At 29.0% G+C, this 12,642-nt stretch carries 15 protein-coding genes; 2 read left to right on the top strand and 13 right to left on the bottom strand.

The features are described 5' to 3' along the window. Nucleotides 1–137: 137 nt before the first annotated feature. From HMPREF0202_RS07285 to ptsP, 13 genes are all read right to left on the bottom strand, one after another. Nucleotides 138–569: a hypothetical protein gene (locus HMPREF0202_RS07285; protein ID WP_040406845.1), complete on the bottom strand. Its 432-nt coding sequence runs from the start codon at nucleotides 567–569 to the stop codon at nucleotides 138–140. Between the two features lie 16 nt (nucleotides 570–585). Then, entirely contained in the window at nucleotides 586–1,221 is a 636-nt protein-coding gene (locus tag HMPREF0202_RS07290) for an L-threonylcarbamoyladenylate synthase (protein WP_023050241.1), read from the bottom strand. A gap of 92 nt (nucleotides 1,222–1,313) precedes the next feature. Beyond that, nucleotides 1,314–2,264 carry a ribose-phosphate diphosphokinase gene (locus HMPREF0202_RS07295; RefSeq protein ID WP_040406847.1) on the bottom strand — a complete coding sequence of 317 codons (951 nt, stop codon included), beginning with the start codon at nucleotides 2,262–2,264 and terminating at the stop codon, nucleotides 1,314–1,316. Nucleotides 2,265–2,269: 5 nt separating this feature from the next. After that, a complete protein-coding gene (gene glmU / locus HMPREF0202_RS07300) occupies nucleotides 2,270–3,616 on the bottom strand; it encodes a bifunctional UDP-N-acetylglucosamine diphosphorylase/glucosamine-1-phosphate N-acetyltransferase GlmU (RefSeq protein ID WP_040406849.1) in 1,347 nt (448 codons plus the stop codon). 76 nt (nucleotides 3,617–3,692) lie between these two features. Then, on the bottom strand, nucleotides 3,693–4,214 hold the full coding sequence (locus HMPREF0202_RS15620) for a J domain-containing protein (RefSeq protein WP_023050244.1): 522 nt from the start codon (nucleotides 4,212–4,214) through the stop codon (nucleotides 3,693–3,695). Nucleotides 4,215–4,286: 72 nt separating this feature from the next. Further along, nucleotides 4,287–4,841: a tetratricopeptide repeat protein gene (locus tag HMPREF0202_RS07310; protein ID WP_023050245.1), complete on the bottom strand. Its 555-nt coding sequence runs from the start codon at nucleotides 4,839–4,841 to the stop codon at nucleotides 4,287–4,289. Between the two features lie 116 nt (nucleotides 4,842–4,957). Next, on the bottom strand, nucleotides 4,958–5,308 hold the full coding sequence (gene rplT / locus HMPREF0202_RS07315; RefSeq protein WP_023050246.1) for a 50S ribosomal protein L20: 351 nt from the start codon (nucleotides 5,306–5,308) through the stop codon (nucleotides 4,958–4,960). Nucleotides 5,309–5,359: 51 nt separating this feature from the next. Next, nucleotides 5,360–5,566, bottom strand: coding sequence for a 50S ribosomal protein L35 (gene rpmI, locus HMPREF0202_RS07320; protein ID WP_023050247.1), 207 nt, complete (start codon nucleotides 5,564–5,566; stop codon nucleotides 5,360–5,362). A gap of 27 nt (nucleotides 5,567–5,593) precedes the next feature. Then, entirely contained in the window at nucleotides 5,594–6,106 is a 513-nt protein-coding gene (infC, locus tag HMPREF0202_RS07325) for a translation initiation factor IF-3 (protein ID WP_023050248.1), read from the bottom strand. A gap of 259 nt (nucleotides 6,107–6,365) precedes the next feature. Further along, nucleotides 6,366–7,988 carry a S1 RNA-binding domain-containing protein gene (locus HMPREF0202_RS07330; RefSeq protein WP_023050249.1) on the bottom strand — a complete coding sequence of 541 codons (1,623 nt, stop codon included), beginning with the start codon at nucleotides 7,986–7,988 and terminating at the stop codon, nucleotides 6,366–6,368. Next, a complete protein-coding gene (gene ispH, locus HMPREF0202_RS15325; RefSeq protein WP_023050250.1) occupies nucleotides 7,981–8,847 on the bottom strand; it encodes a 4-hydroxy-3-methylbut-2-enyl diphosphate reductase in 867 nt (288 codons plus the stop codon). The genes HMPREF0202_RS07330 and ispH overlap by 8 nt, the downstream gene beginning before the upstream one ends. A gap of 9 nt (nucleotides 8,848–8,856) precedes the next feature. Then, a complete protein-coding gene (locus HMPREF0202_RS07340) occupies nucleotides 8,857–9,126 on the bottom strand; it encodes an HPr family phosphocarrier protein (RefSeq protein ID WP_023050251.1) in 270 nt (89 codons plus the stop codon). A 2-nt stretch (nucleotides 9,127–9,128) separates the two neighbouring features. Further along, the gene (gene ptsP / locus HMPREF0202_RS07345) at nucleotides 9,129–10,880 is read right to left on the bottom strand and encodes a phosphoenolpyruvate--protein phosphotransferase (protein WP_023050252.1); all 1,752 of its coding nucleotides are present in this window, start codon (nucleotides 10,878–10,880) and stop codon (nucleotides 9,129–9,131) included. Nucleotides 10,881–11,090: 210 nt separating this feature from the next. Here ptsP and hrcA point away from each other — a divergent pair, with 210 nt between their 5' ends. After that, on the top strand, nucleotides 11,091–12,086 hold the full coding sequence (hrcA, locus tag HMPREF0202_RS07350; protein WP_040406855.1) for a heat-inducible transcriptional repressor HrcA: 996 nt from the start codon (nucleotides 11,091–11,093) through the stop codon (nucleotides 12,084–12,086). Then, the gene (grpE, locus tag HMPREF0202_RS07355; protein ID WP_023050254.1) at nucleotides 12,076–12,618 is read left to right on the top strand and encodes a nucleotide exchange factor GrpE; all 543 of its coding nucleotides are present in this window, start codon (nucleotides 12,076–12,078) and stop codon (nucleotides 12,616–12,618) included. Before hrcA ends, grpE begins: the two co-directional genes overlap by 11 nt. Nucleotides 12,619–12,642: the final 24 nt, after the last annotated feature.

The following is a 12,642-nucleotide window of genomic DNA, read 5'->3' on the forward strand; positions in this document are numbered from 1 at the left end:
GTCAGTTGCTCTACCAGATGAGCTAAAGCGGCATCCCTTCAGACATTTATAATTATACCCTATCATATAAAAAATGTCAACATTTTTTTTAAAAAAAAGAAGTAGAATAATTCTCTACTTCTAGTCTTATATATTTTTTATTTTTTTAATTGAGCTAGTAATTCTCTATATTGTTTTATCATAACTTTTGTCATTGATTTTTTTATAAGCTGATACCATTTAAATTGTACAGTTTCCATTCCTCTAACTGCGTCTGCTACCATTTTTGTTAAGAACTCTTGCTCTTCATAAGATAATTTTAATTCCATTTTATCTTTTGAATCTGCCACTGATTTCACATAGTCTAAAAACTGACCAACATTTTGCATTCCACTATTTACTGCAAACTGCTTTTTTATCTCTTCTATAAATTTAGATAAAAACTTTTTTGTTCCTTTATCTAAAGATACTGAATATTTTCTCTTACCTTTACCAATTTTTTGAATTGAATTCATCATACCCATCATCGATGACATAGCATTCATTTGCATAGGATTCATGTTATTTGCGTTTACCTTTTGTGCCTTCATTTTTTCCTCCAAAATTTTATATTTTTCCAATAACTTTCTCTATTGTTTCTTTTTTTATAGCTCCCTCTCTAAGAATTTTTGGAAGCGTTTTTGTTAAATCTAATATCGTTGACTCTATACCTAAAGGAGATTTTCCTCCATCAACTATAACTCCTACTCTTTCTTTAAACTTTTCGCTTAACTCTTCAAAACTTCTAGGCGTCTTTTCTCCTGAAATATTAGCACTTGTTGTCGGTAAAATTCCACCAACACTTTCAATTATATCTTGAGCTAACTTTAAAGCTGGTATTCTTACTCCCACTGTTTCTCCATTAGAAACCATTATACCCGGAACATTTTCTTTCTTATTTAAAATAATTGTCAAAGCGCCAGGCCAAAATTCACTTGCTAACTTTTCTATAATTATTTTTTTTTCCTCATCTATAATTGCAATTTTTTCAATGTATTCTACTTTGCTAAGAAGTGCTATCAATGGAGAGTTAAAGTTTCTCTCTTTTGCCTCATAAATTTTTTGTAGGCCTTTTAGCGAGTCGATACTTGCACCTACTCCATATACTGTATCTGTAGGATAAATTATTATTCCATTATTATTTAATTCATTTTTTATAACTTCTAAATCAATATTGTTTTCTTTAAACACAATTCTTTTCATAATTAATCCTTTTCCTCACCTTTATCTATATAAATAATTCTAACATATTAAAAAAAAAAAAGCTAGTAGAATACTAGCTTTTCTATGTGCTTTTACTTTTCAAATAACTCAGATACTGACTCGTTATTTACAATTCTTCTAACAGCTTCTGCAAGAATTTCATCAACAGAAACTACTTTTATTTTATCAATCTTTTTAGACTCTGGTAACGCTATTGAATCTGTTATTATCACTTCTTTTAAACAAGAAGCTTGTAATCTCTCAATAGCTGGGTCTGAAAATACTCCATGTGTACAACATGCATAAGCTTCAATAGCTCCTCTTGCCATAATAGCTTCTGCTCCATTTGTAATTGTTCCAGCAGTATCAATCATATCATCTATAAATATTGCGATTTTCCCTTCAACTTCTCCAATTAAGTTCATAACTTCTGACATATTTGGTTTTGGTCTTCTTTTATCAATAATTGCTATTTTACAATCTAACCACTCAGCTAATTTTCTAGCTCTTTTTACTCCACCAATATCTGGTGATACAACAACAACTTTGTCTCCTGACATTCCTCTACCTATAAATGACTTTGCTAATAACGGTAAAGCTTGCATGTGATCCACTGGAATATCAAAGAATCCTTGAATCTGATCAGCATGTAAATCCATAGTTACAATTCTTGTAGCTCCTGCTGTTGTTAATAAATTTGCCACTAATTTCGATGTGATTGGCTCTCTTGGTCTTGATTTTCTATCTTGTCTAGCATATCCATAATAAGGAATAATAACGTTTATTGATTTTGCTGAAGCTCTCTTTAATGCATCAATAAATATTAATAACTCCATTATGTTTTCATTTACAGGCTCAGATGTAGATTGAACAATAAATATATCTCTACCTCTTACTGTCTCTCCCACACAAACATAAACCTCTCCATCTTTAAATCTAACAATTTCAACATCTCCTACTGAAGTCCCATATTTCTCAGCTATTTTTTTAGCTAACTCCATATTTGATGTTCCGGCAAAAATTTTTACCCCAGGTCTTTCCATTTTTTCTATTTCCTCCAATCAAATTTTATAACTTGTTTACTTCTTGATACTGCCAACGCATTTTCAGGTACATCCTTAGTTATTACTGACCCCGCTCCTACTAATGCATTTTCTCCTATAGTAATAGGAGCCACCAACATCGTATCACTTCCTATAAAAGCATTTTTTCCAATTGTGGTTTTGAATTTATTTTTACCATCATAATTACAAGTTATTGTTCCTGCACCTATGTTAGTTTTTTCTCCTACTGTAGCATCTCCTAAATATGTTAAATGCCCTGCTTTAACACCTTTTTCTAATACTGATTTTTTCACTTCTACAAAGTTTCCTATGTGAACTTCTTCTTTCAAATGTGATTTAGGTCTTAAATGTGCAAATGGACCTATTGTTACTTTACATTCAACAATACTGTCCTCTAATACAGAGCTTTCTATTCTTACTTCATCACCTATTTGGCAATCAATAACTCTTGTATTTCCTAAAATTTCACAATTTTTTCCAATCTTAGTGCTACCTTGTAGTAGAACACCTGGATATACAACTGTATCTTGTCCAATTTCTACACTTTCTTCTATATAGGTATTATTTTTATCAATGAAAATAACACCATTTTCCATGTGAGCTATATTTATTCTATCTCTCATTATTGAATTAGCTTTTTCCAATTCAATTTTAGAGTTTATTCCTAATATTTCATCATTATCTTCTAATAAAAAAGCTTCAACTTTCTTGTTATCTTTAACATTTATTCCAATAACATCTGTTAAATAGTATTCACCTTTTTCATTTTTATTATCAATTCTTTTTAATGCTGACAATAACTCTTTAGCTTCAAAGCAATAAACACCTGCATTTACCTCTTTTATAGCTTTTATTTCATCTGTTGCTTCTTTTTCTTCAACAATCCCTACAACTCTTCCATCTTCTTTTACAATTCTTCCATATCCAAATGGATTTTCATAAATAGAAGTTAATATTGTTGTTGTAGCTTTAGAGTTTTTATGGTAGTCATATAACTTCTTTAAAGTTTCCTCTCTCAATAAAGGAGTGTCTCCACATAATATCATCACTGTTCCCTCAAAATTTTCAAGCTTATCTTTTGCCTGAATAACAGCGTGTCCAGTCCCTAATTGCTCTTCTTGAACTACATATTCAATATTTGGAAGTACTTTCAATACCTCTTCTTTTTTATGTCCTAATATTAATATATTTTCAGTTGAACCAATTTTACTACATGTATCTACAATTTTTTGTACCATCGGCACTCCACAAACTTTATGTAAAACTTTTGGCAGCTCTGATTTCATTCTTGTTCCTTTTCCAGCTGCTAAAATTAGTGTCTTTAAACTCATCATACCCTCCATTTTATTCAACTTTTACATTGTACCATAAGATTTAACATTTTTGCAAAATAATTTAATTATAATTTTATTGAAGTTTTTCGTAAGCTTCATTTATCTCTTTAAACTTTTTTTCGTGCATCTCTCTTATTTCAGGTTCAGCATTTGCATATCTATCTGGATGATGCTTTTTAGCTAATTCTCTATATGCTTTTTTTAATTCTTCAGGAGTTACACCCTCTTGAACTCCTAAGATTTTATAATATTTACTTTTATCTTCAAAAGTCCCAAATGGATTATTTTGATAACCACCTTGATAGTTTCCTCCATATTGATTACCTTGGTTTCTAAACATATCTTCAAAATCTTTTTGAGTATATGTTTTATAGTAAAAGTTTCCTCTTCTTGGATTTTTTTTATTCATAAAATATCTAATAACTAAAAATATTAGAATAATTGGAAAAAACTGTACTACTATAAATCCAAAAAAAGAAATTAGTAACATTATAAAAAAAAGTGCTGGTAAAGCTGCTATAGCTCTATTCATACCAAATAGTAGCGCTATTATTAAAAAAATAGCTACCGTTAAAACTAATGCTATTGATATCATTATTTTCTCCTTGATTCTTAACTGTATTATAAAATAAGGGAATAGATTTTCTATCCCCTATTTTGAACTAACCTAAATTTTTTCTCTTAAATATTTAATTTTTTCTTTTATATCCTTATCTCTTGGATCGATTTCATAAGCTGCTATATATTCATTTAAAGCTTTTTTATATCTTCCCAAAAATTCATACTCTTTAGCAAAATCTAAATGAGCACTGTATATATCTAAATCCAAAAATATAGCAAAATCATAACTATTTATTGCTTCTACTATTTTCCCTGCTCTCGAGTAGGCATTTCCTAATAAAAAGTAAACAAACGCATCACCAGGTTTGTTATCTAAAAACATATTAAAATATTTTATACTTTTAGTATAGTTACCTAATTCGTAGTTTAAGTATCCCAAAAATCCTATCGTATCACTATCTTTTTTTCCTAAAGCTCTAAGTTTTTCATAAATTTCTAGAGCACCTTCACAGTCTCTTTTATAAAAAAGAATTGTCCCTAATTTTTTTAAATTATCAATATCATTTGCTTTTGTTAAAAGTTCAAATCTTATCTCTTGCTCTTGACTTAATAAATCTTCTTTACTTACGTCTATTCTCTTTAGTATTTTTTTTCTTAGCATTTTAATCCCCCTTAGGTTTTTTAAAACTACTCTCCTAAAAATTATATCATATTTTTTCTTTTTATTTAAGATTTTTTAAAATAAAAAAAAAGAGCCGAAGCTCTTTTAAATTATAATTATAATGCTGCTTTTGCAGTTTCTGCTAATTTAGCGAACTCAGCTGCATTGTTTAAAGCGATATCTGCTAAAACTTTTCTATCTAACTCGATTCCTGCTCTCTTTAATCCATTCATTAAAGTTGAGTAAGTTAATCCGTTGATTCTTGCAGCAGCGTTGATTCTGATGATCCATAATTGTCTCATCTTTCTCTTTCTAACTTTTCTATCTCTTGTAGAGAAAGCTTCTGCTCTCATTACAGCTTGCTTAGCTTGCTTGAATACGTCACCTGACGCACCTCTAAATCCTTTAGCAGCTTTTAAAACTTTTTTATGTCTTCTTCTTCTAACTATTCCAGTCTTAACTCTCATTTACTTCTCCTCCTATAATTGGTCCTTTAACAATAATATTCCTAAGAATTATTATCTTCCTACTCCGTATGGTAATAATCCTTTTAAGTGCTTCTCTAATGTTGAAGTGATTACTGTATCCTTCTTTAATCTGTTCTTTCTTTTTCTTGTTTTCTTTGTTAAGATATGGCTCTTTCCTGGCTTTTTAACAACAAATTTCCCTGTTCCAGTAACTTTAATTCTCTTTTTAGCACCTCTATGAGTTTTCATCTTTGGCATTGTAATGTTCCTCCTCTCAAATCTTCACTATTTTTTTGGCGATAAGATTAAATACTTTTGCTTATCATTATATTTTTTATCAACATCTGCGATTTCTACAAATCTATCAGATATCTGATCTAGCATTCCTATTCCTTGATCAGCGTACATTCTTTCTCTTCCATACTGAACAAGAGTTATTTTTACTTTGTTATCTTTTTCTAAAAACTTTTTAACTTGAGCTATTTTTGTATCCATATCATGCTGATCTATTCTAGCTCTAAATTTTACCTCTTTAACAATAACTTGCTTTTGGTTCTTTTTAGCATCTTTAGCTTTTCTAGTCTGCTCATATTTGTACTTTCCATAATCCATTATTTTACATACTGGTGGCGTAGCATTTGGTGATATCTCAACTAAATCTAATTCCTTTTGTACAGCAACTTCTAATGCTTCCATTGCTGACATTATTCCTAATTGCTCTCCAGTTTCAGAGATAATTCTTAACTCTCTACCTCTTATCTTCTCATTAATTCTAACTTTGTCCGAAATAATAGACACCTCCTATTAACTATCAAATAAAAAAAACAGGACGTAAAATTCCTGTTTAACTCAAATAATTATTAGGGCTCGCCCTAAACAAAAATTTAATGTAACCTTTATGTAGGCCTTGCCCCATAAGGTGAGAAACAGGAAGTCTCTTCTTAATAAATCTTTTTCATTGTCTTTAATTATTATAACATGATCTTACAAAAAGTCAACTGAATTTTTTATTGATTTTATTGAGGTCCTCTTATAATTAGAGGACCTTTTAATTATATTACTCTTCGCTTGAAGAAACTCCATACTTTTCAATTAACTCTTTATTTTCATTTTTTTCTTTTTCTAATTGAACTTTTTTTATAGAAAGTTTTATTCTTTTCTTTTCAGAATCAATTTCAACAATTTCAGCTAAAACAACTTGTCCTAACTTAAATGTATCTTTTAAATTCTTTATAAAATCTCTAGAAGCTAATTGAGTTGGAATAAATCCATCTACTCCCTCTCCTAATTTCACAAACATTCCAAAATCTTGAATGTTCTTTATCTCTTTCTCTACTCTATCTCCAACTTTATAATTTTCTAAAGCTGTTTCCCAAGGACTTTTTGTTAAGTCTTTAATACTTCCTTTTATCTTTTGATCTTCTAAGTTTAATTCTACTACTTTAAACTCTACCTTATCTCCCTTAGAATATCTTTTGTTTCCTGACCACGCAAAGTCTGAGTTATGGATAAATCCATCTACTCCCTCTTCAACTTGCACAAATATTCCAAATGGTTTAACTTCTACAACTGTACCAGTTAAAATTGTTCCTACTGCAAACTTATTTTCAGCACCTTCCCATGGGTTAGAACTTAATTGCTTTATACCTAATTTTAATTTTCTCTCTTTAGGTGATAATTCTGTAATAACAACCTTAACTTCATCTCCAACTTTAACAAAGTTATTAACATTTACCTTTTTACTTGTCCAAGAGAAATCTGAACTATGAATTAATCCTTCAACTCCTGGTAATAACTCTACAAAAGCTCCATAATTTACTATTCTTGTTACTTTACCAGTTACTTCTTGACCTATGCTATTATTTTCAGCAACTATATCCCAAGGGTTTTTTGTTAAAGATTTTATAGATAATTTTACATTTCTTTTATCTCTTTCAATCTCTATAATTTTTGCTTCAATTACATCTCCTGCTTTGTATAACTTATGTAAATCTGAAGTTTTTTTCCAATCTACTTCTGAAATATGAATAAATCCTCTAGCTTCATCTAACTTTACTGTTAATCCAAAATCTAGTACTTCTAAAACAGTAGCTTTTACAACTTCATTCAATGTTAATTTATCAATTGCTTCTAATTCTTTTGCAATAACAAGTTCTTTTCTCGATAAAAGAATTTTCTTTCCTTTTTTATCTTCTTTTATCTCTTTAATAGCAAGTTGTAATTCTTTTCCTATGAATGAATCTCCTTGATCTGCAGGAATTTCTGATAATGAGTTAGGTAAGAATCCTTGTTGATGATATACTTCAACAATATATCCACCTTTTACTCTTTTCATAACTTTTCCAGTTACAATTTCATGGTTTTGAAGTGCTTTTTCTAATTTTTCAGCTCCAATTTCCATATCGATTCTTTTTTTAGAACCAATTAAAACTAAAGAATCCTCCTCTTCAGCTTGAGATACTATTAGAACTTCAACTTCGTCTCCTACAGTATATCCTGTTAACTCTTCTGTTCTTACTCTTACAGCCTTTGGCTCTCCAGGTACTTCTAAATATGTAAAGTTTCTATCCATATTTACAATTGTTCCAGTCACTTTAGTTTTTATTTCTTCATCCTCTTTTACTGGCATGTACTCGTTTAATAATGCTTCAAAATCTTCGTAGTAATCAAAGTTAGACATTAAAGTTCCCCCTTATTTTATTTTCTATTTTTTTTATTATATCTTCTGGTGTTGATGCTCCAGCTGTTATACCTATTTTCATACTTTCAGAAAATATAGACATATCTAATTCTTCATCATTTTGAACTAAATAACTATTGGGATTCTCAGCTTTTGCTACTTCCAGAAGTTTTTTGCTATTTGAGCTTTTTAAATCACCAATCACGATTATTATATCGCAAATATTTGCTAACTTTTTAGTAGCTTCTTGTCTTTCGCTAGTCGCTCCACATATCCTATCAAATATCTGAGCATTTGAATAGTATTTTTCTAAATATTCTTTTATCTCTAAAAATTTACTTTTATTCAAAGTTGTCTGAGTTAGTACCGAATATCTTTTACTCCTATCTAAGGAACTTTCTTTTAATTCTTCTAAATTTTTTAAAACATTAACTTTTTTCCCAAAAGAAATAATCCCTTTTACCTCTGGGTGTTCTTTGTCTCCTATGAAAATTATTTCATCTCCAAGACTTTCTCTTTCAATTAATATCTCTTTTATTTTATCTACAAAAATACATGTTGCATCATGTATTTCCACTTCTTTTTTTTCTAATACATCTATAATTTGAGAAGTTGTCCCATGAGCTCTAATTACTATTGTATCCCCTTTTTTTAAAGGATCCGTTCCTTCTAATATATCTTTTTCATCAACTATTATAAAACCGATATTCTCCATCTCTTTCACAACATCTTTATTGTGAACTACCATTCCAAGAATATATTTTTTAGATATATTTTTTCTAGATATCTCATAACAAGTTTCAACAGCTTTTTTTACACCGAAACAAAATCCCATTTTTTCAGCTCTTATTATCTCCACTTTTTATTTTTACTCCTCATTAAATTTTTTCACTTCAATTAAATCAATTAAATCAGCTATCATCTCTTCTTCGTCTTCTCCGTCACACTCTAAAGTTAGTACTCTTCCTTGTTCTGCTGCAAGAAGCATCAATCCCATAATACTTTTTCCATTTATAACCTCATCATCAAATATTACATTTATATCTGAATCATATTTACTTGCTGTTTGTACAAATAACGATGATGGTCTTGCGTGTAATCCAGCCTTATTTTTAATAGTTACTTCCACTTTTTTCATTTTTAATTTCTCCCTTCAATTATTTCTAAATATTCATTTAGGATATTCTTTACCTCTTGAGAATCTTTAGATTTTAATAGTTTTATTTTAATTTCTTTCAACTCTGACAGCTCAATTTTTCGAATTAAATTTCTTACTTTTGGAATATATGCTGGTGCCATACTTAAATCTCTTATTCCTAAACTTAATAAAGCTATGACAGCTTGGTTTTCTCCAGCCATTTCTCCGCATACTGAAACTTTTTTATTTTTTCTAAGCCCTGCACTAGAAACCATATTTATTGCCCTTATAACTGCAGGATCATAGCAATCATAAAGCTTTTCAGCTATTGGACTATAACGATCTGTTGCAAGTATATATTGTGTTAAATCATTCGTTCCAATAGAAAAAAAGTCTACATAATCAGCAAAAATATCTGCTAACATAACATTTGATGGTACTTCTACCATCATTCCAACCTCTATATTTTCTTTAAATTCTTTTCCTTCAATTAAAAGTTCTTTTTTACACTCTTCTACTAAATCTTTAGCTTCAATTATTTCTTTTAAATTTGTTATCATTGGATACATCATCTTTATATTATGATGAGTTGCGGCTCTTAAAATTCCTTTAATTTGATTTTTAAAAAGATTCTTATCTGCTAAAGTTAGTCTCATCCCTCTACATCCTAACGATGGATTTTCTTCATCAACCATTTTATAATAAGATAGTTTTTTATCTGCTCCTATATCTAAAGTTCTTATAACTATAGGTTTATTTGGTTGACTCTCTTCAAACTCTCTTGCTATATTTTCATATATTTTTTTTTGCTTCTCCTCGTTTGGAAATTCTACTGCATCCATATATATAAGTTCTGTTCTCAACAATCCAATACCATCAGGTCTTTTTCGACTAACTTGAGTTATATCTAACCTACCACCTATATTCAAATGCAAATAAACTCTTTCTCCATCTAAAGTAACTGTTTCTTTATCAATAGATTCCTCTATCTCTTTCATTTTATTTCTATATCTATTTTTTTCTTCATCATATCTATTTAATGTTTTTATATCTGGATTAGTTACAACTTTACCTTCCATAGATGTTGTATCTAAAATTATTTTATCTCCCCAGTCTACAGAAAAAATATCATTTCCACCCATTAGTGTAGGTATCTCTAATGCTTTTGTTAGTATTGCAGTATGAGATGTCTCTCCCATATACTCCATTATTATTCCACTTAAATTTATTCCACTATAATAAATTTTTAAAAGCTCTGATGGTAATAATTCTCTGATTACCAAAATCTTACCATTTAAATTTGAATCTATATCATCTTCATGCGTTAGATTCATTATTATTCTTTCACTTATATCTTTTATATCTAATGCTCTTTGCTTGTAAATTGGATCTGCTATTTTTTCAAACATTTCTATATACTTATTAGAAACTTTCTTTACAACCGCTTCTGCATTATTTTCTTCTTTTTTTATTCCTTTTTTTATATCACTTATAAATTGAGGATCATCTAACATCATTATATGTACTGTTAAAATCTGCAAGTCTTCCTTATTTATTTTACCCTCTAAATTGCCTTTAATTTGTTTTATATCATTTTTAGCTTTTTGTACACTTTCTAAAAATCGTTCTATTTCCTCTTCAACCTTTTCAGAAGAAATTTTATAATTTTCAATATCTATCTTTTTTTTTCTTTCTATATAGGGTTGACCTATAACTATTCCTGGGAAAATACTTTTACCTACAATAACTCCCATTTTACTCACCCCTTGACCATTAATTGATATAAAAATTATACCGTATTTCTATTCATTTTTAAACTATTATTTAATTATAATTACTTTTAAAAAAAAATTAAATTTTTTCAAAAAAAGTATTGACATTTATTTTTTTTTGTATTATATTAATTGCAAGATTAGCACTCCATCGAGTTGAGTGCTAATAAAAAGTTAAAAAAGGGTGATTTTATGGTTGTCAGCGATAGAGAAAAGCTCGTTCTTAGTGCCATTATTGATTTTTATCTTCTTTCAGGAGAAACAATCGGTTCTAGAACTCTTGTTAAAAAATATAATATAGATCTATCCTCTGCAACAATAAGAAATGTAATGTCTGATTTAGAGGATATGGGATTTATCTCAAAAACTCATACTTCTTCAGGAAGAATACCCACGGATAAAGGCTATAAATTTTACTTAGAAGAACTTCTAAAAATTGAAAAACTTTCAAGAGAAGAACAAGCTCGAATAAATTCTGTTTATGATATTAAAATGAGAGAATTGGATTCTGTTTTGAAAAAAACTTCAATGCTTTTATCTAAATTAACTAACTATGTTGGAATTGTTATTGAACCTACACATAAAAAAGAAAAAATAAAAAAAGTTGACCTAGTTCATATTGATGATTATATGGCTATGGCTGTTATAGTTATGGAAAACAAAAGTGTTCGGACTAAAAAGATTTTCTTTGAAGAGGTGTGTAGTCAAAGTGAGCTCTTAAAGTTATCACAACGAATTAATAATGAAATAAGAAATAGTTCTGTTGAATCTCACGAAATCGAAAAAATTATTGATTTTGTTTATAGCGAAGTGGAGGGAAAACTTTTTTTAGAAAACTCCTCTGAAATATTTAAAGATAAACAAGTTAATGAGATTAGTGATGTTTTAGATATTTTTTCTAAAAGAGAAAAAATAAAAGAACTTTTCGAAGAGGCAATTAAGTCTAGACCTTTTAAAGAGGGTGAAGTTAATGTTATTTTTGGCGAAGAACTCGCTGTAAAAGGATTAGAAGATTATAGCTTTGTATATTCTGTTTATAATATGGATAACTCTCCAGGTATCATTGGTGTTATGGGACCTAAAAGAATGTCTTATTCAAAAACTATGGGCCTTATACAACATGTTACAAAAGAGGTTAACAAAGTTATAAAAGAAATAAGTAATGAAGGAGATAGTGATGGCAGATAAAGAAATAAAAGAAGAAATAGTTGAAGAAATAATTAATGATACAGAAAATAAAAATGAAAATATAGAGACTGTGTCTCAAGAAGATGAAATTAAAAAATTAAAAGGTGAAGTTGAAGATTGGAAAAACTCTTACTTAAGAAAACAAGCTGATTTCCAAAACTTCACTAAAAGAAAAGAGAAAGAATTTGATGATTTAAAAGCTTTTGCTTCTGAAAAAGTAGTAGTAAAAGTTTTAGATATAATCGATAATCTTGAAAGAGCTATCGCTGCTTCTTCTGAAACAAAAGATTTTGATTCCCTTGTAAAAGGTGTTGAATTGACACTTTCTCAAATGAAAAGTACTGTTGCTAGTGAAGGTGTTGAAGCTATAGAAACTGAAAAAGCTACATTTGATCCTCATTTACATATGGCTGTTTCCGTTGAAGACTCAGCAGATTATGCTAATGATGAAATTATAGCAGAGTTTCAAAAAGGTTATAAAATGAAGGGGAAAGTTATTAGACCCTCAATGGTTAAAGTTTGTAAAAAATAAAATTAAAAAATTCAGATATATTAG

This window comes from Cetobacterium somerae ATCC BAA-474, assembly GCF_000479045.1.
GTDB lineage: Bacteria > Fusobacteriota > Fusobacteriia > Fusobacteriales > Fusobacteriaceae > Cetobacterium_A > Cetobacterium_A somerae.

Excerpts from the sequence above, each read along its gene's own strand:
- HMPREF0202_RS07290 (WP_023050241.1), bottom strand. The coding sequence starts at position 1,221 with ATGAAAAGAATTGTGTTTAAAGAAAACAATATTGATTTAGAAGTTATA.
- glmU (WP_040406849.1), bottom strand. The coding sequence starts at position 3,616 with ATGAGTTTAAAGACACTAATTTTAGCAGCTGGAAAAGGAACAAGAATG.
- rpmI (WP_023050247.1), bottom strand. The coding sequence starts at position 5,566 with ATGCCAAAGATGAAAACTCATAGAGGTGCTAAAAAGAGAATTAAAGTT.
- HMPREF0202_RS07310 (WP_023050245.1), bottom strand. The coding sequence starts at position 4,841 with ATGCTAAGAAAAAAAATACTAAAGAGAATAGACGTAAGTAAAGAAGAT.
- HMPREF0202_RS07295 (WP_040406847.1), bottom strand. The coding sequence starts at position 2,264 with ATGGAAAGACCTGGGGTAAAAATTTTTGCCGGAACATCAAATATGGAG.
- rplT (WP_023050246.1), bottom strand. The coding sequence starts at position 5,308 with ATGAGAGTTAAGACTGGAATAGTTAGAAGAAGAAGACATAAAAAAGTT.
- HMPREF0202_RS15620 (WP_023050244.1), bottom strand. The coding sequence starts at position 4,214 with ATGATATCAATAGCATTAGTTTTAACGGTAGCTATTTTTTTAATAATA.
- HMPREF0202_RS07285 (WP_040406845.1), bottom strand. The coding sequence starts at position 569 with ATGAAGGCACAAAAGGTAAACGCAAATAACATGAATCCTATGCAAATG.
- HMPREF0202_RS07340 (WP_023050251.1), bottom strand. The coding sequence starts at position 9,126 with ATGAAAAAAGTGGAAGTAACTATTAAAAATAAGGCTGGATTACACGCA.
- grpE (WP_023050254.1), top strand. The coding sequence starts at position 12,076 with ATGGCAGATAAAGAAATAAAAGAAGAAATAGTTGAAGAAATAATTAAT.
- hrcA (WP_040406855.1), top strand. The coding sequence starts at position 11,091 with ATGGTTGTCAGCGATAGAGAAAAGCTCGTTCTTAGTGCCATTATTGAT.
- HMPREF0202_RS07330 (WP_023050249.1), bottom strand. The coding sequence starts at position 7,988 with ATGTCTAACTTTGATTACTACGAAGATTTTGAAGCATTATTAAACGAG.
- ptsP (WP_023050252.1), bottom strand. The coding sequence starts at position 10,880 with ATGGGAGTTATTGTAGGTAAAAGTATTTTCCCAGGAATAGTTATAGGT.